We start from the raw sequence: 20,389 nt of genomic DNA, 5'->3' as shown, positions 1-20,389 counted from the left end.
AGAGAGCTTCGGTAAAGGCTATCGATCAACAGCAAGCGATCTTGAACGAAGGGCGGTAGAATCAGCCCACTTCAGTTATCCACAAGTGGCCGACCCTTTGCTAATCGAGTCCCGCCGCCGCGCCTATTTGAACGCCATGCAGGTGGTCAACTGGCTGCCGCGCACCGAATTGCCTTTCGCCGCACCGTCGCGGCCCGAGCTGCTGGACATGCCCGAGCCCGAGGTAGAGGCGCCGATGGTGCTTGCACCGCAGGCCGAGGCGCCGGTGCAACCGACCGCCCGTCCGAGTGAACGGCCGAAAATCGAAGTGCCGCGCCCTTCGCTGGCCAGCACGCGAACCAACGCCAAACCGGCGGAAGAGGCTGACGACACGCCAGTGGTCGCCAAACCTGCGCCGGTGCCGCCGCCGCGTTTCGCTTTGCAATTGCTGCGTGCCGGGCGTTGTCTGCTGCTGGTCGAGTTACCCACAGGCGAACCGTTCCAGAGCCGTGATCCGGCGTATTTGCTGCTGAAAGACATGCTGCGCGCCGCTGGTCTGCCGGATGCGCCGCAGATCGTCGGCGAGCCGGTGCGTTGGCCGTGGCTCAATCGCGGCACCATGGATCAGGGGCCGGAAGCAGCGCGCGACTTCGTCCAGGGGTTCCTCTCGGTGCAAATGGAAGCGGCGCCGTGCGCCTGTCTCTGGCTGATCGGCCTGCCGGCGGTGCGCTTTGCCGGTGAGGCGGATGCTGAAGCATTCAATCGTGAATTGCAGATCGAGGGTCTGGGCTCGGCCTGGGCCGTTCCCGGTCTGGAGTTGTTAATGGAAGAGCCACAGCGCAAAGCCGCTGTGTGGCAAGCCATGCGTCGGCTGATGGCGCGCTGGAAAGAAATCAATGAGTGACGCTGTAACCTTCCGCCCGATGATCGAGGCGGATCTGGACGCTGTGCTGAAGATTGAATTCGCCGCGTACAGCCATCCGTGGACCCGCGGGATTTTTCTCGACGGCCTCGGCAAGTACCAGATCTGGCTGATGTTCGAAGGCGAGCAACAGGTTGGCCACGGTGTGGTGCAAATCATTCTCGATGAAGCGCACCTGCTCAACATCACCGTCAAACCGGAGAATCAGGGGCGCGGCTTGGGCCTGACGCTGCTTGAGCACCTGATGTCGCGCGCGTATGCGGCGCAGGCGCGGGAGTGTTTCCTGGAAGTGCGCGACAGCAATCGTTCGGCGTTTCGCCTGTACGAGCGCTATGGCTTCAACGAGATTGGCCGGCGCCGGGATTATTATCCGGCGGTGGGCGGGCGCGAAGATGCCGTGGTCATGGCCTGCACCCTGGTCGACTAGTGACCTGTAGGAGCTGCCGAAGGCTGCGATCTTTTGATCTGTGTTGCATGAACCGGAACAACATCAAAAGATCGCAGCCTTCGGCAGCTCCTACAGGAAGTCGCGTCTATTAGCGGTTGCCATCCATCGGATCGCGCCGCGCCAGCTCTGCCTCATCCAGGCCATTGCCGCCGCCGATGTCATCCTCATCGACGATGCTCAAATCCCAATCCGCCTGATTGCCTTGACCCGCTTCCTCGGCATCCCGCGCGCCATCTTCATGAATCAGCGTTTCCGGGCTCATGTCATCGTCCGTCGGCTCATGATCGCTGACCGAAGCCCCGGTCATGCCCGCCTCACGCACGCGTTCATTGGGCATCAACTGCTCGCGTTCACGCTGCGGGATTTCATCACCGATTTTCGCGCTGGGCTCGTCTTCATCGAAATCCAGCTCATGCACCGAACCCATGCGGTCTTCGTTATCATCGATGGGCTCCGGTTGCACCGCATCGTAAGGGCGTCGTGAATCAGTCATGGCAAATCCTCATACTGTGGGCCTTACTTAGGTGGACTCACCGGGCACACGAGAATTCCCACGAAATCACTTTCGGCTCAAGCGTGACCCCGACGGGCGGTCGACTGTCATACCAGCGCATCTTTCTTGAGGCCTTACAGCATGCACGACTTACAAGACCTGATTGATAACAACGAGCGTTGGGCTGACGCGATCACCAAGGAAGACCCGGATTTCTTCGCCAAGCTGGCGCGCCAGCAAACGCCGGAATATCTGTGGATCGGTTGTTCCGACGCACGTGTGCCGGCCAACGAAATCGTCGGCATGTTGCCCGGCGATCTGTTCGTACACCGCAACGTCGCCAATGTGGTGCTGCACACTGACCTCAACTGCCTGTCGGTGATCCAGTACGCGGTCGACGTGCTCAAGGTCAAACACATCCTCGTCACCGGCCACTACGGCTGCGGCGGTGTGCGCGCCTCGATGCAGGATCGCCAGTTCGGCCTGATCGACGGCTGGCTGCGTTCGATCCGCGATCTGTACTACGAAAAACGCGAAGAGCTGGCCAAGTTGCCGACTGAAGAAGAGCAGGTCGATCGCCTCTGCGAACTCAACGTGATCCAGCAAGTGGCCAATGTCGCCCACACCAGCATCATCCAGAACGCCTGGCATCGCGGGCAGAGCCTGTCGATCCACGGGTGCATCTACGGAATTAAGGACGGTCGCTGGAAAAGTCTGAACACCACCATCAGCGGTTTCGAACAATTGCCGCCGCAGTATCGTTTGCGTCCGGTCGGCGCGCCGTAAACTGTGATTCGACGCTAGTGGCTCCGCCAGCGTTGTAGATAGGCGTGGCCTTCGATACTGGGTGGTTCGTCGTAACCGGTGATCCACCCGCGACACTGTCTCGAGCCGCAACCGCAGGCGAATTGCTGCAGCAGTTTGTCTTCGGTGGCGGCGTAATCAATGGTCAGCCGTTCGCCCCTGTGGATATCTTTCAACGCCCACAGCCACAGCTCGCTCATGTCGAGAAATACGTTCGGGTCGCAGGCGTGTTCCAGCAACCCGCAAAAGCGCGGGTCGTAGACGTGGATGCCGGAGAACAGTTGTCGCGTCTGGCGACACCGATAGGGCAGCAGTTGCCCGGACACCCGGCACAGGCGCCGGCTACGCAGAAAATCCCGGCGCGCCGCGATGGCCATGGCATGGCCGTGGATATCGTGAACAATTTCGAAGTCGCTGCTCGACGGAAAGCCGAGGCGCACCGGCAGGCCGGCGAACGGGTAAATCCCTTCGGTATCGCGAGGCTCGCTGGCGATTGCGTGGCTGTTCATAACGATCCTTGTTGTCAGGGGCTGCGACTTCTTTTGGCTGACGTCATGTCAGTCCTGCAACGGGTTGTGGATCCAATTTTCGTGTATGCGCCAGCGCGGGTCTACTGTCAGATCTGACAGGCGAAATGGGCGTATTCCCGCGTCAGCAAAGGCTGACACGGGAAACACCTATCGCCGGTTACAGGTGTGGGGCGGGAATGGCGGCGGCGGGTAAAGCGCTCTTGAGTTGCTGCAACTGCGCCTTGATCGGTGGAGTCGCACATTTGGCAGCCGCCTGATCTGCGCTCAGGTCGCGGATCGAGGTGTAGAACAGCTCGCAGGTTTTGACTTTCTGCGTCACCTGCCAGGTTTGCATACAGTTGTTGAGCGTGGTTTGTGCATTGCTCCCGGGTTTACCTCCCATGCCGGCCTGCCAGCAGGCGGCGCTCAGATCCTGGCCCATGACCTTCAGACCGGCTGCATCGGCCTTGGCCTCGTCACCGTCGTAGCTCGCCGGGTCGGCGGCGTACCAGATGTAGCTCGGATGGTTGGAACCCAATACCGGCACTTTCACGCCTTCACTCGGGCTGATGGTCGCCAGGCCCAGTACGTTTACCGTCGGCCCGTATTGCTGCTTGATCCAGTTGCGCACCGGCGCACCGAACGCGACCATCGGCAAGGTTGTGCCGGCGGTAGTCTGGCTGAACTGTTTGACCAGCGTGGTCTGGTAGTCCTTGAAGTAGTCATAGACGCCTTCCAGATCCTTGCCTGCACTGGACGGCGCGGCGATCGGGGCGATGTCGATGATGGTCTGGAACGCTGGCGTCTGGTCCGCCGGAATACCGTTGTCGGTGAGCAGCGCGGCCCAGCGATCGGTGGTGTTGGAGCGCAGATAATCCTGCGCTTGAGTCAATGAATAGTCCGGCGGGAAGTGCAGCAACTCGACGCTTTTGCGATTTTCCAGGGCCATGCCCAGCGGCAGGAACAAGTACCAGCTGTACGCCCACTTGCCGTCGGCGTTGAGCTTGCTGGCGCCGGTGTAGGCCAGATCACCGGCGTCGAGCAACGCCGACAACGGTTTGTCATAGCCCTTCGGCACGCCACTGATTTCAGCGTAGAGCTGGCCGTTATCGGTTTTCACCAGGACTTTCGCTGCGGCATAACCGTCGCGCTGTACGCTTTGGGTCAGGTAATGGGCGACGGTCTGCTCCAGCGTCCAGTTACGGAAGCAGATCACATTGCAGTTGTTGGGGTAAGCGAAGAGGCGGGTGACGCGTTCGGTGCTGCCCAGTTTCAGATCGACATCGGCGTGGACGGCCGCGCTCAGCGTGAGCGCGGCGAGGGCCAGTGCGGTGGGGGCCAGTGTGGCGGGGATGAGTCCTGCGAGTTTGAACATGCTCAGATCCTTTTCAGCGTGGGTTCCCCGTCGGTCGGGGGCGCCTCATAGTGGATCAGCCGTGTGGCGCAGAGAAGCCGTCATCGGGAGTTTTTTTCAGCGCTGTGCAGGACTCGATTTCAGGCGTGAAAATGCAGGGCGTTGGTCAGATCGCCCAGCGGTTTCTGACCACGGGCGATCATTGCGTCATCGCGCTGCTTGAGACCGTCGAGCGTTTCCAGTTGGAATACCCGGGTAATCAGCCGCAGGATCGACGCGGTGTCGTAGACCGTGTGATCCATCGTGCCCTTGCGCGCAAACGGTGACACCACCAGCGCCGGCACGCGTGAACCCGGCCCCCAGCGGTCACCCTTGGGCGGCGCGACGTGATCCCACCAGCCGCCGTTCTCGTCAACGGTGACGATCACCACCATGTTTTGCCACTGCGGGCTTTCGCGCAGCACTTTCAGTGCGCGGACGATGTGTCGATCCCCGGACGCCACGTCGGCATAACCGGCGTGCATGTTCAGGTTGCCCTGAGGCTTGTAGAAGCTGACGGCCGGCAATTTGCCAGCCTCGGCATCGGCAAAGAATTTATTGCTGCTCGACTCGTCGCCCAGACCGGCATCGCGCAGGCGCTTGTTACGCTCGTCCGGGTTTTCCGGGCCTTGCTGTTTGAAGTAGTTGAACGGCTGGTGGTGATACTGAAAATTGGGGATTTTCGGGATGCCGCCGGAATCCTTGAACTGCTCCAGCGTCGCTTGCCACGCGCCGGCATACCACGCCCAATCGATGTTCTTTTTCGACAGCTTGTCGCCAATGTGTTCGTGAGTCTGCGGCACCATGACGTTGGGCAGATCGGGCTTGGAATAGGCCGGATGCTCGGGGTCGCGAATCCACGTCGGCCAGTACGGCGGGGCGAGGGTGTTGACGCCGAAACCGTCCGGAGTCAACGCACTCGGGCCGAACTGCGGTGGGCCGGTCATGGCGCTGGCAGGGGATTGTTCCAGCGGTTTGAGGCGCGAATCTTTCGGATCGTCACTCTGCAACGCAGCAATCTGCGACTTGGCCACCGAACTGGCCACATCCGGATAAAACGGCGCGGTGGCGCTGATCAGGTATTGGTGGTTGAGGAACGAGCCACCGAAAGCGCCCTGGAAGAAGTTATCGCACAGCACGAATTCCTGCGCGACATCCCACAGGCGCAGGGAATATCGGCTCTGCGCGTAATGGCCCATGGTCAGGCCGCCGGAGTCGGCCCACGCGACGAAACCATCGTTCTTGCCGTCATTGATCTGCATCTGGTTTTGATAAAACACATGCCACAAGTCGCGGGTCACCAGGCCGAACGGCAAGTCCTCACCGTTCGGGCCTTTGAGGGCGAACGGTGCGTTGGGCAGGTTTTCCTGAAACTGCGTGGCGCTGGGATAAGTCACGCCATCGAGCATTTGCGGACCGATCTGCAACGTACCGCCCCAGACGGGTGGCAGGGTTTGCAGCAGCGAGCCGTCGCGATCGCGTTGCTGGTATTCGGCAGGCTTGAGTGCTGACAGCGGTTTTTCGACACCGGGAAAATTGCCGAACAGGTTATTGAAACTGCGGTTCTCGGCGTAAATCACCACCACGGTTTTCACCTGATCGCGCAGGGCCTTGTCCAGCTCGGTTGGCGTTAGCGGGCGCTCGACCGGTGTGCCGGGTTGATCGCTGGCGTTGCCACACCCGGCCAGAGTCGCACCGACACCGAGCAACGCGACGCCGCCGAGGAAGCGGCGGCGACCGGTGTCGGTGGGATTATCGGAATCAAGGGAAGGTGTGTCGGTGCCGTCTGTATCGTCGATCATGTCTCAGCCCGTTCTCACTTAAATGTTTCAGTATGTTTCGGGCGGACGCTAGCAAGGGAATATGACGGTTAAGTGACAGCTGCGAAGAAGGGTCAAAGAGTGTGTGAGCCAGAGGCTGGCTCACACGACGCATGATGGGGTCGCGGGTTAAAGGAGACGCAACGAAAGCTCGCTGCCAGCCCGCAGGTATTCGACCTGAGCGGTTACTGCGTCCCTGACAATGGCTTCGCCGGTATCGGTCAGTTTGGCTTTCTTCGCATCGATGACAGCGGTCTGCAGCAGTTGCATGGCTACATCCATAGCTTTCTGAAAAGCCGTCAGGTTGTTGTGCTGACCAAACTCACGCACGACGGCATCCATGCGGCGGTCGGCATCATCTCGCAGGGTTTTATACTCGACTACGGAAACGCTGCCGTCCTGATAAATGTCGTTGATCAGCTGTTCCAGCGTCTTGGATATCGGGGTCATCGGTTCTTCCTTAAACAGGGGTGATTGAGCCGAGACAAGCTAAACGAAGATGAGGGTTGGCAAAGTCAGCACTGTTCCACGGGATGCGTGGGACAGTGCAACGGACTTTGTAAGAAGAGGGTTAACAGGCTGTCGGAAAGTTTTATTGGTTACGGCATCACCGGCGGCGTATATGCCAGTGTCGTCCCCAGCGCCCACAACAACAGCAGCACCAGCGGCGTGTGTACCAGCAACTGCACGAACGAGAAACCGATCAGATCCCGCGCCTTCAATCCGAGTACGCCGAGCAGCGGCAGCATGTAGAACGGGTTGATCAGGTTCGGCAGCGCTTCGGCGGCGTTGTAGATCTGCACCGCCCAGCCGAGGTGATATTGCAGATCATTGGCGACCTGCATCACATACGGCGCTTCGATGATCCACTTGCCGCCACCGGATGGAATGAAGAAACCGAGAATCGCCGAGTACACGCCCATCAACAGCGCGTAAGTATCGTGCGAGGCAATGCTGACAAAGAAGGTCGAGATGTGATGCGCCAGCGTCTGCGCATCGCCACCTTTGACCGTGGTCATCAGCGCGGCAATCGAACCGTACAACGGGAACTGGATCAGCACTCCAGTGGTGGTCGGCACGGCGCGGGCCACCGCATCGAGGAAGCTGCGCGGACGCCAGTGCAGCAGCGCGCCGAGCATGATGAACAGGAAGTTGTAGGTGTTCAGCCCGGAAATCGCGGTGATCGCCGGTTTGGTCGAGAACTCGTGAAACAGCCATCCCGCCGCCAGCAGCACCAGCACGATGATCAGCAGCGGGCTGTGTTCCAGCCATTCACCGGGGCGGGTGCGCGGTTGCAGTGGCGGCAGGTTGAAGGCCGGATCAATACCGCAGGCCTTGGCATCGCGCGCCGAGTTTGGCCCCGGTGCGGTGGCGTAGGCGATGATGATCGAGACCACGATCAGCGCCAGCAACATCACCCCGGACTGCCAGAGGAAAATCGTTTCGGTGAACGGAATCACCCCGGTGATCGACAAGATCGATGGCGGCAGGCTGGCCGGGTTGGCCTGTAATTGCGCGGCCGACGACGACAGGCCCAGCGCCCATACCGCGCCGAGGCCCAGGTAAGCAGCGGCCCCGGCGGCGCGATAGTCCATTTTCAGATCGGTGCGGCGGGCGAGGGCGCGGACCAGCAAACCGCCGAACACCAGCGACAGGCCCCAGTTGAGCAGGGACGCGACCATCGAGATCAGCGCCACCCAGGCCACGGCGGAGCGGCCGTTCTTGGGGATTCGTGCCAACCGGTCGATCAGCTTCACCGCGGGTGGCGAGCTGGCGACCACGTAGCCGCCAATCACCACGAAGGCCATCTGCATGGTGAACGGGATCAGGCTCCAGAAGCCGTCACCGAAGGCCATCGCGGCATCGGTGGGTTTCGCACCCATGGCCAGTGTGGCGACTGCCACGATGATCACCGCCAGCGCGGCGAATACCCAGGAATCGGGAAACCAGCGTTCGGCAAAACTTGAACAGCGCAGGGCAAAGCGCGCAGAGCGGCTATCTTCGATATCAACGGCCACAGGGAGTACCTCGGATTTTTTATGGTTATTGTGGTCCGTGGGAACGCTCGCCGATCTCGACAACACAGAGATCCCTGTGGGAGCGAGCCTGCTCGCGAAGAGGTCGGCACATTCAACATTGAGGTTGCCTGAACTGACGCTTTCGCGAGCAGGCTCGCTCCCACATGGGGTTTACGGCGGTTGGCCGGCGTTGGCGTGGTCCCGCTGGACAGGCAATAACAGTAATTCAACTGCCGATGCTTTGTGAGCAGCTTTTGCAAAACCGGGACTATGGTCTAACGGGTTGTCCATCCGCGCATTTGCGTAGACCATGGGCGCCTTGGTTTTTTGCCTGTTTCCGAGTTCTTTGCCATGACTGCCCAATCCCCGGCCAAACCTGCGCCGTTCAGCCGTTCCGACTACAAGACCCTCGGCCTTGCGGCCCTTGGCGGTGCGCTGGAAATCTACGATTTCATCATTTTCGTCTTCTTCGCCCTGACCCTCAGCCAGTTGTTCTTCCCGCCGGAAATGCCCGAGTGGCTGCGCTTGCTGCAAAGCTTCGGGATTTTCGTCACCGGCTATCTGGCGCGGCCGCTGGGCGGGATCCTGATGGCGCATTTCGCTGATCGGCTGGGACGTAAAAAGGTCTTCAGCATGAGCATCCTGATGATGGCGCTGCCGTGCCTGCTGATCGGCATCATGCCGACCTACGCACAGATCGGTTACTTCGCGCCGCTGTTGCTGCTGGCGCTGCGCATCCTCCAGGGTGCGGCGGTCGGCGGTGAAGTGCCGAGCGCCTGGGTGTTCGTCGCCGAGCATGCGCCAACCGGGCATCGCGGTTATGCCTTGGGTTTTTTGCAGGCCGGGCTGACCTTCGGTTATCTGATTGGCGCATTGACCGCGACCTTTCTCGCACAAGTCTTCACGCCTGCTGAAATCCTCGATTACGCCTGGCGCTATCCCTTCCTGCTCGGCGGCGTGTTCGGTGTGATCGGCGTCTATCTGCGTCGCTGGTTGAGCGAAACTCCGGTGTTCATGGCGATGGAGGCGCAGCGCGAGGCGCGCGTTGAATTGCCGCTGCGCACGGTGCTGCGCGAGCATCGGCTGGCGATGCTGCCGGCGATGTTGCTGACCTGCGTGCTGACTTCGGCAGTGGTGGTGTTTGTGGTCATCACCCCGACCATGATGCAGAAAACCTTCGGCATGACTGCCAGCCACACCTTCGCCCTCAGCGCGCTGGGCATTGTCTTCCTCAACGTGGGCTGCGTGATCGCGGGTTTGCTGGTCGATCGTCTCGGCGCCTGGCGCACGGTCATGCTGTACAGCCTGTTGCTGCCATTGGGGATTGGTGTGCTTTACGGTTGCCTGATCAGCGGTGGCGAGTGGCTTGGCCTCGCTTACGCCATAGCCGGCCTCGCATGCGGCGTGGTCGGCGCGGTGCCGTCGGTGATGGTCGGTTTGTTCCCGGCACGTATTCGCGTCTCAGGCATCTCCTTTACCTACAATATTGCCTACGCGATCTGGGCGAGTATCACGCCGCTGCTGCTGATCGGTCTGATGCCGTGGAGTCCGTGGATCTGCGTGATGTTCTGCGCGGTGATGGGGGTGGTGGGTCTGCTGACGGCGGCGTATTTCGGTGCGCGGATGCCGCGTTCGGGACAGTGTCAGGTGGCCGGAGCTGCGTGACTTTACCGTTCAGAACTATTTTTGACTGACGAGTCGCGAGCGCTCTTCAGAAAAGATTTTCAAGGCCGATGGTTAGGCTGCATCCCGCTTTCTCTCCTGCCCATCGGTACTTCCCCATGTTCAACAAACGCCTGAAGCAAGAGCTGGCCGCTCTTCGTGAAGAACTCTCCAGCCTTGTGCAAGTGAAGGAAAGCCTGGAAAGCGAGATGCTGGTGCTGAACCTTGAGCCCGACGGGCGCATTCAGTCGGTCAACCAGAACTTCCTCACCGAGATGCTCTACAAGAGTCAGGACCTGGTCGGTCGACTGATTGAAGACATCGTTCCGCCACACGTGAAGTCCGACGAATTCCACCACCGCTTTCGGAATGCCATGACCCGCGGCGAACATTTTGCCGGTGCCATCCGCCTGCTGCGCGGCAATGGTGACGAAGCATGGTTGCGTTCGATCGTGCAACCGGTGCGCTCATCGGACGGGCGAATCAAACACATCTCGATCTTTGCCAGCGACCTGACCCGCACCATCGAAGCCTCCCGTGAACACGAAAACCTGATCGGTGCGTTGGTGCGTTCGACTGCGGTGATCGAGTTCGACCTCAACGGCAATGTACTGAACGCCAACGATCGCTTCCTCAGCGGCATGGGTTACAGCCTGGCGCAGATCAAGGGCAAACATCACCGCACGTTCTGCGCTCCGGAGGAATACAACAGCGCCGAGTATCAGAACTTCTGGCGGCGTCTGAACAATGGTGAGTTCGTCGCTGACCGCTTCAAACGTGTCGACAGCCATGGTCGTACGGTGTGGCTGGAGGCTTCGTACAATCCGGTGGTCGATGCCAACGACAAACTCTACAAAGTGGTGAAGTTCGCCACGGTGATCACCGATCAGGTCAACCGCGAGCAAGCAGTAGCCGACGCGGCGAGCATTGCCTACAGCACCTCGCAGCAAACCGACAGCACCGCGCAACGTGGCACCACGGTGGTGACCGAGGCGGTGAATGTGATGCGTGATCTGTCGCGGCACATGCAGGCGGCCGGTGAGGGCATCGAGGCACTGAACGAGCAGTCGCAGGTGATCGGCACCATCGTCAAAACCATCAGTGGCATCGCCGAACAGACCAACCTGCTGGCGCTCAACGCTGCCATTGAGGCGGCGCGCGCCGGTGAGCAGGGCCGTGGTTTTGCCGTGGTGGCCGACGAAGTGCGACAACTGGCGTCGCGCACCAGTCAGGCGACCGAAGAGATCGTCACCGTTGTGCGGCAGAACCAGGAAATGGCGCGCAACGCCGTAGCGCTGATGACCGACGGCAAGCTCCAGGCCGAACAAGGCCTCGCGCTGGCGGCAGAGGCGGGCACGGTAATCGTCGAGATTCAGGACGGTGCGCAGAAAGTCGTCAACGCCGTCGGCCAGTTCGCCAACCAACTCTCCCACTAATCTCCGCCCAACTCCTGTAGGAGCTGTCGAGTGCAGCGAGGCTGCGATCTTTTGATGTTGACTCCGAGGAGTAACATCAAGATCAAAAGATCGCAGCGTGCCGCAGCTCCTACAGAGTTTTCACCTGCCTGTGTTTCGGTGCTGGCGCTACAATCTGCTCCTTTTCCCCGGAGCAGATCCCATGAGCGATTCCCACCGCCGCCCGGTGCCCCTGAACAAAGCCTACCGTTTGCTCAATCACGGGCCGACCGTACTGGTCAGCGCCGCCCACGACGGCCAGCGCAACATCATGGCCGCCGCCTGGGCAATGCCATTGGACTTCGAACCACCGAAAATTGCCGTCGTCCTCGATAAATCCACCTGGACCCGCCAACTGCTCGAAGCGTCCGGCACCTTCGTGCTTAACGTCCCTTGCGTCAATCAGGCCGACATCGTGCAAACCGTCGGCAATACCTCGGGCCTGGACATCACCCAAACCCAAGGGCAGGACAAGTTTCAGGCGTACGGCCTGCAGACGTTTCCCGGCGAACAAGTCGAAGCACCGCTGCTCGACGGCTGTGTCGCCTGGCTCGAATGCCGTTTGCTGCCGGAGCCGCGCAATCACGAGCAATACGACCTGTTCCTCGCCGAAGTCATCGCTGCCCACGCCGATGAACGCGTGTTCAGCGAAGGGCGCTGGCATTTCGAAGGGCATGACGGTTTGCGCACCTTGCACCACGTGGCGGGTGGGCATTTTCTGAAGATTGGTGATGCGGTGGATGGCAAGACGTTGTCGGTTTGAAGAGCGGATCGGCTTACATGAAAAAAGGCCTACCTCGCGGTAAGCCTTTTCTCTTTACGTCGTTGCCTCAATCCCCCAACGCTTCGCCTTCACGCCGTGGGTCCGCGCCACCTTCCAGCGACGCTTTCCCCTGCGCATCCTTGACCCGCACGATGGCTTGGGTGCCGCTGGTCATGTCGATTTCATTCACCGTGTGGCCTTTGTCTTTCAGTGCCTGAATCAGCGCCGGGCTGAACTGGCCTTGTTCCAGTTCGGTCGGGCCATTGCGGCTGCCGAAGTTGGGCAGGCTGATGGCGCTTTGCGGGTCGAGGTTCCAGTCGAGCAGGCCGACGGTGGTTTTCGCTACGTATTCGATGATTTGCGAACCGCCCGGCGAGCCGACCGTGGCGACGAATTCGCCGCTGTTGCGATCGAAGATCAGCGTTGGCGCCATCGACGAGCGTGGACGTTTGCCGGGTTCGACGCGGTTGGCGACTTTCTGCCCGTTCTCTTCGGGGATGAACGAGAAGTCGGTCATCTGGTTGTTGAGCAGAAAGCCCTGAACCATCAGGTGCGAGCCAAACGCGGCTTCGATGGTGGTGGTCATCGACACGGCGCCGCCGAGGTCATCCACCGCGACCACTTGCGAGGTGGAAATGCGCAGCGGCGAGCGGTCCGGCGCGTAGGCAACCTGTACGCCCGGCGGTGTGCCCGGTTTGGCGCTGCCCATGCTGCGTTCGCCGATCAGGCTGGCGCGGCTGGTGAGATAACCCGGGTCGACCAGGCCTTTGACCGGCACCGGCACGAAGTCGGTGTCGGCGACGTATTGCGCGCGGTCGGCGTAGGCCAGACGTTCCGCTTCAGCGATCAAATGCACTGCTTGCGGATCCGGTTCAATGCCGGCCGGCTTGTCGGTTTTCACTGGTTTGAGCGGTGTCAGGGAAAGGCGTGGGTCGCGGGTTTCCAGCGCCTGTAACGTACCGAGAATCTGCGCCACGGCGATCCCGCCCGACGACGGTGGTGGCATGCCGCAGACCTGCCAGCGTTTGTAATCGGTGCACAGCGGCGCACGTTCTTTGGCCTGATAGCGCTGCAGATCGTTCAGCGTCAGGCTGCCGGGGTTGGCATGGCCTTGCACCTTGGCGACGATTTCTTCGGCGATCGGGCCTTTGTACAACGCATCCGCGCCTTCATTGGCGATGCGTTTGAGCACCGCGGCCAGCGCCGGGTTTTGCAGGCGCGTGCCGACGGCTTTGACGCTGCCATCAGCGTTGAGGAAGTACTTCGCCATCTCTGGCGACTGGCGGATCACCGGGTCTGCTTCCAGCAACGAATGCAAACGCGGCGAAATCGCGAAGCCTTGCTCGGCCAGTTTGATCGCCGGTTCAAACAGCTTCGCCCAAGGCAGGCGACCGTGTTGTTTATGCGCCAGCTCAAGTGCACGCAATACACCTGGCGTACCGACTGAGCGACCGCCGATCTGCGCCTGCGGGAACGACATCGGCTGGCCGTCCGCGCGCAAGAACAACTTCTCGGTGGCGCCGGCCGGTGCAGTTTCGCGACCGTCATAGGTGCGCACCTGTTTGCCGTCCCACAGCACGATCATCGCGCCGCCACCGATCCCGGAAGATTGCGGCTCAACCAGGGTCAGCACCGCTTGCATCGCAATCGCCGCATCAATCGCCGAACCGCCCTGACGCAGCATCTCGCGACCTGCTTCAGCGGCCAATGGATTGGCAGCCGCTGCCATGTGTTGGCTGGCGTGACGGGTTTGCAGATCGGTGCGGAAACCGGACGCGGCTTCCGGTGCCAGCGGCAAGGTCGAAGAGGGCGGGGCGTTGCACGCGGTGAGGGTCAGGGCGCTGATGATCAGCGTCAGGGCAGGCAGGCGAAAGCGGCTCAAGGGCAAGGCTGAAAACACGCGGGTTCTCCGTCCGTGGGATAAAAGTCTGAGGGACTTTATCGACCGCTCGGTCGCGACGCAAACCGGTGGGCATTTTTGTCTTTCTTTTCAGGTCGGATATTCGCTAGGGTCAACCGCAAATCCATCGAACTGAAATACGCCCCCTGTGGGAGCGAGCCTGCTCGCGAATGCGGCGTGTCAAGCAACCAAAATGTTGGATGCACCGCCGCCTTCGCGAGCAGGCTCGCTCCCACAAATACAAGATCAACAAGAGGCTGATATGCACAGCGAGTTCCCCACCGAATCCAGCTACCGCGATCAACGCGAACAGTTCCTCGCCGCCGCCCATGCCGCCGGCGCCACGCTCACCTCCTACGCACATCCACGCTGTGGGCCATTCGGCGAACCGCTGAGCACCGACGTCGCCGTGCTCGGCGATCCACAGGCCAAACGCCGACTGGTAGCGCTCAGCGGCACGCACGGAGTCGAGGGTTATTACGGTTCCGACTGTCAGATCGATTGGCTGAAGGCATTCGTACCGGGATCGCTGTCCAAGGATGTCGCGGTGGTGATGGTTCACCTGATCAACCCATGGGGCACGGCGTGGTTACGACGGGTCAACGAAGACAACATTGATCTCAACCGCAATCATCTGGACTTCACCGGGTCGTTGCCGGACAACCGCGCCTACGCGGCACTGCATGAAATCTACGTCTGCACCGATCTGCATGGCCCCGAGCGCCAACGCGCCGATGCCTTGCTCAACGCACAGATCAACGAACACGGCTGGCCAGCGGTGATGTCGATTGTCGAGGGCGGTCAGCACAGCCATCCCGACGGACTGTTCTACGGCGGCCGCGCGCCGAGCTGGTCGAATCGTACGCTGCATCAAATCATCGAAGCGCACCTGGCTGGCGCTGAAACCGTGATGTGCTTTGACCTGCACACTGGCGCTGGCGAGTACGGTCATCCGATGTTGCTGACGATTACTCAGGCGCCGTACCCGGCACTCGCGCAAGCCCAGGCGATTTATGGCCCATGGCTTTACACCCTGCACACTGGCGCCGAGACCTTGAGCGAAACCGGAGTGGCGGCGACGGCTACGGGTTACACCTCGCAAGCATTGCTCAATGCTTTACCGGGCGTGCAGTTGATGCCGTTCGTGATCGAGTGCGGGACGTATCCGGGGCCGGATGTGCATCGGCATTTGCGTGATGACCATTGGTTGCATTTGCATGGCGATCCGCTGGACGCGACGGGGAGGGGGATTAAGTTGAGTTTGCTGGAGCAGTTTTATCCGGCTGATCCGGATTGGCGGGCGATGGTGGGGCTGCAGACTCGGCAGATTTGGGCGAAGGGGTTGGCAGCCCTATCGGCAGAGAAGCCTGAGTAGATCAGGCATAGCCTTGTGGTGGGGAGGTTTATCCCCTTGCCACAAGTTCGGTGTGGTCTCGAGATATTTAAAAGCACTTACTGCTTGAAGCCCAGCAAACCCTGCGCAGCTCGCCATTCTTTTACAATTTTCGTTACGCCCTGAGGGGAGCTATCCGCACCAGGCTCCGGGTAATAGATCAGATCCGACCCAGCTGGGTGTTCGCTGATTTTCTCGAAGTGCAACAGCAGCAAGTCAGCGCGATCATCGCTTTCGGCTTCTTCATCTTCTTTAGCGAGTTCTTCCAGCAGCGCGATGAACTCGGCCTCGGTGTACTCCGAAATGCTGTTTTTCAATAACTTGTCTGTCATGGCTAACCTATTCGTTCCGGTGGATATCGATGTGGTTTCGCGGCGTGTTCACTCGCAGATTATCTACGTCGTAAACGCCGCCGCCCTCTGATATTTTTTCGAGGTGATGAAGTTCGTAAGATCTTCTACCTCCGACGCTATCGGCTTTGCGCACACGTGGTGCTTTGCCTTTACGCATACGGCCAGCGTTCTGTTTGATGAACTGATCCACCACGGCTGACTCCGAAACGGCTTTCCACAGGGCTGCTCTGAACGAGTCGAAGCTTTTGAAGTCGCGTCCACGCAGTGAGTCTGCCACGTCCGTCGGAATTGGAACTCCTACCCCAGAGCTTGCTCCGATGAGCCATATCCCCGGAACATCCTCACCAATCCCAGTCATCGTACCCGGCGTCAGTCTGGCCGGCCTAGAAAACACCACATACAGCGACTTCAAACCAGTGTCCGCCGGGAACACCAGAATACAATCCTCGGCAGTCATTTCCTCGCCGGGCGGGCCTTCTATCTGGCTGTCGGTGTTCTCCGCGATTGGATGAACAAGGATCGTGTTGAGTTGCTCGCCGTGTTCGGGATAAACCAGCGGCGGCATTGAACCGAGTGGCCCGCGTTGCGGCGCCCACAAAATGGTCATGCCGTTGAGCTTGGCCTCCATCGCAGTGTTGTCGATGTTCCACTCGACTTTGACGGTACGCACCGAGTCATCGCCCGAGGCGCCGGAGTGGATGCCGTAAACCTGCATGACCCCTTCGGCATCACGCCGAAACTGGAAGCGCACACGAGTGGGGGCGCGGCTCATGCGGCGCAGTTGTTCGTCGGTGTGCAGCGTGCCGTCGCCCATGCGGGTCGGCAGCATTCCGAGGACGAACACGCTGGCCGGCCCAGCAGCGCCGCGAATTGCCCTGTTGAGGCGCTGTTGCAGAATCCCGCCGCCCGCCAAACGCCCCAAGGCCAGATCGGCGCCTATCGCTGTCGCGACAGCGGTGCTGGCAGAGGGCAAGAGCATGGCGCCGGCGACCATGACCTTGCCGAAGTTGCTGGCGGGTTCGGGTGCCGTACCGGCGTCCGTTCGGCACCAGTTATCCACAGTGCAGGACTTGGCGAATACCTGATCTTCGCGGGGCTTGGGCGTTGGCCATTCATCCTTTTCGACGTACACCGGCTCCGGAGGGGGAGGCGGATTCCAAGCGGCCCACGAGCCGTTCCATCTCGGACGTTCCCAAGGCCAATCTTCATCGAAGAGAGATTTGAATCGAGCCATGACAACTCCCTGTATGGCTTTGAATCGAGCCAGGGAAGCTTGTCGGTCAATGGGGAGTTCGGGCAAACCGATGGGGGTGAGTTTCAGGCGCGTGGTTTTACGAAAAATCCAATTCGTACCTGAATCGAACCTGTTTCCTACGGCTGCTTCTGGTCCGATGGACGCAGATGAGCCAGCGGTGTTTTGCGCTTGTAGTCTTTCGGTTTGGATGGAGGGGGTTTCTGAATTTTTCCTGCAGACTTGGCGGGCGAGGACCGTATTACCTGGCTAAAAGCCTGGTTGCGAGGAAGGCATTATCTTGAATGTGATATTGGCTTATGTGAAAAAAAGCGAAGTGCAAACTGTAAGAAAGTCTGACTGATGAGCGACTGCGAACCCATTGAACGGTGGTAGCGCGTTGCTACACCTCTAATGCAAACGGTGATTCGGAGCGGTCGGTAACCGGAGGGGGGATTATTGCAGGCATAAAAAAACGGCCTACCTTTCGGTAAGCCGTTTTTAGTACTTGGTGGCTACACAGGGACTTGAACCCCGGACCCCAGCATTATGAATGCTATGCTCTAACCAACTGAGCTATGTAGCCAAGTGGCGCGCATTATTCCCCTGAAATGGAAAAGCGTCAAGCGTAAATTTAAAAATTTTTTCTACGCTTTCAACCGTTTATCAAAATCACTGGCCGAGCAGCGGCGAAGGGCAGCGTTGGAACCAGCGGCTAGCCTGCTCATACGCGTGCGCCAATTGCAGGACAGCGAAGTCGGCCTGGTGCTTGCCGATGATTTGCAGCCCCATCGGTAAACCCTGCGCATTGAATCCCGCCTGGACATTGGCGACCGGGCAACCCGACAGCGTGCCGGGGATGACCACCTCCATCCAGCGGTGATACGTGTCCATCGTCACACCTTCGATAGACGTCGGCCATGGCTGGGTTTTGTCGAACGGAAACACCTGAGCGCTCGGTAGCAACAGAAAGTCGTAGCGTTCGAACAGCCGAGAAATCGCCCGATACCAATCGCTGCGCACCACCGAGGCGGCGAACACTTCACTGGCCGACAGCTTCAGGCCGTTTTCCACTTCCCAGATCGCCTCCGGTTTCAACAACGCGCGTTTTTGCGGATCGGCATACGTCGCGCCCAAAGACCCCGCGACCATCCAGTGCCGCAACGTCCGCCAACTGCTCCACAGCCGCTCAGGCGCGAAACCTGGCTCAACCGACTCAACGTGACAGCCGAGGCTGTCAAAGTCGGCAAAGGTCTTCTCACACAACGACAGCACGCCTTGCTCCATCGGCAGATACCCACCGAAATCGCCCAGCCAACCCAACCGCGTGCCTTTGAAATCACGCTCCAGCGGCGCCGCAAACGCCTCACCGGATTCAGCGATGGACAGCGGCGCCCGCGCATCACCGCCAGCCTGCACCGACAACAGCAACGCCGCATCCCTCACGCTGCGTGCCATCGGCCCCTCATAACCGAGCTGGTCAAAAAACAGATCTGCACTGTCATCAAACGGCACGCGACCCTGCGACGGACGAAAACCAAAAATGTTGTTGAACGCCGCTGGATTACGCAGCGAACCCATCATGTCGCTGCCATCCGCCACCGGCACCAGATGCATCGCCAGCGCCGCCGCCGCGCCGCCACTGCTGCCGCCCGCCGTTTTGCTCGGGTCATACGCGCAAGCGGTGGCGCCAAACAACGGGTTGTAGCTTTGCGAACCGAGACCGAATTCCGGGGTGTTGGTCTTGCCGATAATGATTGCGCCGGCTGCCTTGATCCGCTCGACCATGATCCCATCGCGCTCGGGCACAAAATCCTTGTACAGCGGCGACCCCAGTGTGGTGCGAATGCCCTGGGTCAGCGACAGATCCTTGATCGCATGGGGCAGGCCATGCATCCAGCCCCGGTATTCGCCACGCGCCAGTTCGGCATCGCGCTCATCGGCCTGGGCCAATAAATTTTCTGGTGATTGCAGGCTGATCAACGCATTGACCAACGGGTTGAAACGTTCGATATGGGCAAGATAAGTCTGCATTACTTCCCGGCAGGAAACCTGGCGCAGGCGGATGCGTTCGGCGAGCTCGTGGGCCTGCAACAGGACCAGTTCGCTGATGTTATTAGAGTTCATTGCAAGCGGCCTTTCAGACGGCTGGAAAAACGCCCCGCCAGTGCGACGGGGCGGTAGCGATCAACGCATCAGGTTGGTCCAGAGACGGTCGGCGAGGCGGATCGCACCTTCGCCGCAGGTCTTGCTGAATACAACGTTGGTGCCCTCGGGAATGTGCAATTCCGGCGCGTCCTTGAGCGCCGCGTCGAGGAACGGTTCGACGCCTTTGATCGGGCTCTGGTGCTTGAGGAAATTCTGCGTCATTGCCGAGTTTTCCGGTTGGCTGAGGAAGGCAATGAACGCCTTGGCATTCGCCGGATTTTTGCTGCCGGTGGGGATGACCATGTTGTCGACCCAAGCCAGCACGCCTTCTTTCGGGTAGAGGTATTTCAGCGTCGGTTTCATCTCACGGGCACGCATCGACGAACCGCCCCAGAACATCGACATGTCGATTTCACCCGAGGCGAGGTTCTCGCGAATCGAACCGGCCTTGGAGCTGTAGGTTTTCACGAACGGCTTCTGTGCCTTGAGCAAGGTCAGCACTTGCTGCATCTGTTTCGGGTCTTCACTGCACAGCGGAATGTTCAGGTAGAGGCTGGCCATGTCGACCATGTCGCTGACCGAATCGAACATGTTGATGCGCCCCTGCAACTCGGCTGGCGGCTCATACAAAACCTTGTAGCTGTCAGCCGGGCCTTTGTAGCGGGCGCTGTCGAGCACGACGCTGGTGGTGCCCCAGATGAACGGTACCGAATACGCGCCTTGCGGATCCCAGCTCGGTTTTTTCAGGTTAGCCACAACGCTGGCGTAGTAGGGTTCCTTGACCGGGTCGAAGCGTTCCAGCAGGTTCTCCTTGATCAGGATCGGCACGAACTGGTGCGACGGAATCGCCACGTCATAACCGGCGCCGCCCTGTTTCAACTTCGCCAGCAGCGTCTCGTTGGAATCGTAGGAATCGACGGTGACTTCGATGCCGGTCTGCTTCTGGAACTTGGCAAGAATCTCCGGCGAAAAATAGCCGCTCCAGCTCACCACGTTGAGTTTCTCGGCGGCCTGAACGCTGCCTGCCATCACCAGCGGCACAGTCAGGAACAACGAAGTGCCAACGCTTTTTATCCACTTGCTCATGCTATTTCCCCAC

The 20,389-nt window shown here is 60.0% G+C and carries 18 protein-coding genes, 1 tRNA gene and 1 pseudogene; 8 read left to right on the top strand and 12 right to left on the bottom strand.

The annotated features are described in order from the left end of the window. Positions 1-136: 136 nt before the first annotated feature. Together C2E19_RS24965 and rimI are read left to right on the top strand one after the other, a co-directional pair. Entirely contained in the window at positions 137-883 is a 747-nt protein-coding gene (locus tag C2E19_RS24965) for an energy transducer TonB (protein ID WP_129396175.1), read from the top strand. Next, the gene (gene rimI / locus C2E19_RS24960) at positions 876-1,328 is read left to right on the top strand and encodes a ribosomal protein S18-alanine N-acetyltransferase (RefSeq protein ID WP_129395517.1); all 453 of its coding nucleotides are present in this window, start codon (positions 876-878) and stop codon (positions 1,326-1,328) included. Before C2E19_RS24965 ends, rimI begins: the two co-directional genes overlap by 8 nt. Positions 1,329-1,437: 109 nt before the next feature. Here rimI and C2E19_RS24955 read toward each other — a convergent pair whose 3' ends face one another. After that, positions 1,438-1,842, bottom strand: coding sequence for a serine kinase/phosphatase (locus tag C2E19_RS24955; protein ID WP_129395516.1), 405 nt, complete (start codon positions 1,840-1,842; stop codon positions 1,438-1,440). A gap of 141 nt (positions 1,843-1,983) precedes the next feature. Here C2E19_RS24955 and can point away from each other — a divergent pair, with 141 nt between their 5' ends. Further along, complete coding sequence (can, locus tag C2E19_RS24950) at positions 1,984-2,628, top strand: carbonate dehydratase (protein ID WP_007951756.1); 645 nt, start codon at positions 1,984-1,986, stop codon at positions 2,626-2,628. 14 nt (positions 2,629-2,642) lie between these two features. Here the strand turns inward: can and C2E19_RS24945 are convergent, their stop codons facing one another. The 5 genes from C2E19_RS24945 to C2E19_RS24925 form a co-directional block, all read right to left on the bottom strand. Continuing rightward, complete coding sequence (locus tag C2E19_RS24945; protein ID WP_129395515.1) at positions 2,643-3,155, bottom strand: SET domain-containing protein-lysine N-methyltransferase; 513 nt, start codon at positions 3,153-3,155, stop codon at positions 2,643-2,645. 178 nt (positions 3,156-3,333) lie between these two features. Next, on the bottom strand, positions 3,334-4,530 hold the full coding sequence (locus tag C2E19_RS24940; RefSeq protein ID WP_129395514.1) for a hypothetical protein: 1,197 nt from the start codon (positions 4,528-4,530) through the stop codon (positions 3,334-3,336). A gap of 119 nt (positions 4,531-4,649) precedes the next feature. Then, the gene (locus C2E19_RS24935; protein ID WP_129395513.1) at positions 4,650-6,350 is read right to left on the bottom strand and encodes an acid phosphatase; all 1,701 of its coding nucleotides are present in this window, start codon (positions 6,348-6,350) and stop codon (positions 4,650-4,652) included. A gap of 147 nt (positions 6,351-6,497) precedes the next feature. Then, positions 6,498-6,818: a hypothetical protein gene (locus C2E19_RS24930; RefSeq protein WP_129395512.1), complete on the bottom strand. Its 321-nt coding sequence runs from the start codon at positions 6,816-6,818 to the stop codon at positions 6,498-6,500. A 149-nt stretch (positions 6,819-6,967) separates the two neighbouring features. Further along, on the bottom strand, positions 6,968-8,386 hold the full coding sequence (locus C2E19_RS24925; protein WP_129395511.1) for a short-chain fatty acid transporter: 1,419 nt from the start codon (positions 8,384-8,386) through the stop codon (positions 6,968-6,970). A 351-nt stretch (positions 8,387-8,737) separates the two neighbouring features. Between C2E19_RS24925 and C2E19_RS24915 the strand changes: the two genes are divergently transcribed. The 4 genes and pseudogenes from C2E19_RS24915 (at position 8,738) to C2E19_RS24905 (ending at position 12,265) form a co-directional block, all read left to right on the top strand. Continuing rightward, positions 8,738-10,051 carry an MFS transporter gene (locus C2E19_RS24915; protein ID WP_129395510.1) on the top strand — a complete coding sequence of 438 codons (1,314 nt, stop codon included), beginning with the start codon at positions 8,738-8,740 and terminating at the stop codon, positions 10,049-10,051. A 68-nt stretch (positions 10,052-10,119) separates the two neighbouring features. Further along, positions 10,120-10,944 (top strand): annotated as a pseudogene (locus tag C2E19_RS29505) (PAS domain-containing protein); the annotation flags it as partial. Continuing rightward, positions 10,924-11,484: a methyl-accepting chemotaxis protein gene (locus C2E19_RS29500; RefSeq protein WP_371748318.1), complete on the top strand. Its 561-nt coding sequence runs from the start codon at positions 10,924-10,926 to the stop codon at positions 11,482-11,484. The pseudogene C2E19_RS29505 and the gene C2E19_RS29500, both read left to right, overlap by 21 nt. A gap of 181 nt (positions 11,485-11,665) precedes the next feature. Continuing rightward, positions 11,666-12,265 (top strand): flavin reductase family protein, encoded by a 600-nt coding sequence (locus C2E19_RS24905; RefSeq protein WP_129395508.1) that lies wholly within the window; start codon positions 11,666-11,668, stop codon positions 12,263-12,265. Positions 12,266-12,332: 67 nt separating this feature from the next. Here C2E19_RS24905 and ggt read toward each other — a convergent pair whose 3' ends face one another. After that, complete coding sequence (ggt, locus tag C2E19_RS24900) at positions 12,333-14,165, bottom strand: gamma-glutamyltransferase (RefSeq protein WP_129395507.1); 1,833 nt, start codon at positions 14,163-14,165, stop codon at positions 12,333-12,335. A 262-nt stretch (positions 14,166-14,427) separates the two neighbouring features. Here ggt and C2E19_RS24890 point away from each other — a divergent pair, with 262 nt between their 5' ends. Next, a complete protein-coding gene (locus C2E19_RS24890) occupies positions 14,428-15,540 on the top strand; it encodes a DUF2817 domain-containing protein (RefSeq protein ID WP_129395506.1) in 1,113 nt (370 codons plus the stop codon). A 77-nt stretch (positions 15,541-15,617) separates the two neighbouring features. On the opposite strand, the gene C2E19_RS24885 is transcribed toward C2E19_RS24890, so the two are convergent. The 5 genes from C2E19_RS24885 to C2E19_RS24865 all read right to left on the bottom strand — a co-directional run bounded on the left by C2E19_RS24885 (position 15,618) and on the right by C2E19_RS24865 (position 20,376). Next, positions 15,618-15,890 (bottom strand): bacteriocin immunity protein, encoded by a 273-nt coding sequence (locus tag C2E19_RS24885; protein WP_129395505.1) that lies wholly within the window; start codon positions 15,888-15,890, stop codon positions 15,618-15,620. Positions 15,891-15,897: 7 nt separating this feature from the next. Continuing rightward, a complete protein-coding gene (locus C2E19_RS24880) occupies positions 15,898-17,145 on the bottom strand; it encodes an S-type pyocin domain-containing protein (protein WP_129395504.1) in 1,248 nt (415 codons plus the stop codon). Between the two features lie 506 nt (positions 17,146-17,651). Next, a tRNA-Met gene (locus C2E19_RS24875) sits at positions 17,652-17,728 on the bottom strand. Between the two features lie 86 nt (positions 17,729-17,814). Beyond that, a complete protein-coding gene (locus tag C2E19_RS24870) occupies positions 17,815-19,269 on the bottom strand; it encodes an amidase (protein WP_129395503.1) in 1,455 nt (484 codons plus the stop codon). A gap of 60 nt (positions 19,270-19,329) precedes the next feature. Beyond that, positions 19,330-20,376, bottom strand: coding sequence for an extracellular solute-binding protein (locus C2E19_RS24865; protein WP_129395502.1), 1,047 nt, complete (start codon positions 20,374-20,376; stop codon positions 19,330-19,332). Positions 20,377-20,389: the final 13 nt, after the last annotated feature.

The sequence above is a fragment of the Pseudomonas sp. DTU12.3 genome (genome assembly GCF_004124275.1).
Taxonomy (GTDB): Bacteria; Pseudomonadota; Gammaproteobacteria; order Pseudomonadales; family Pseudomonadaceae; genus Aquipseudomonas; species Aquipseudomonas helmanticensis.
This window is presented reverse-complemented; position numbering and strand designations above follow the sequence as displayed.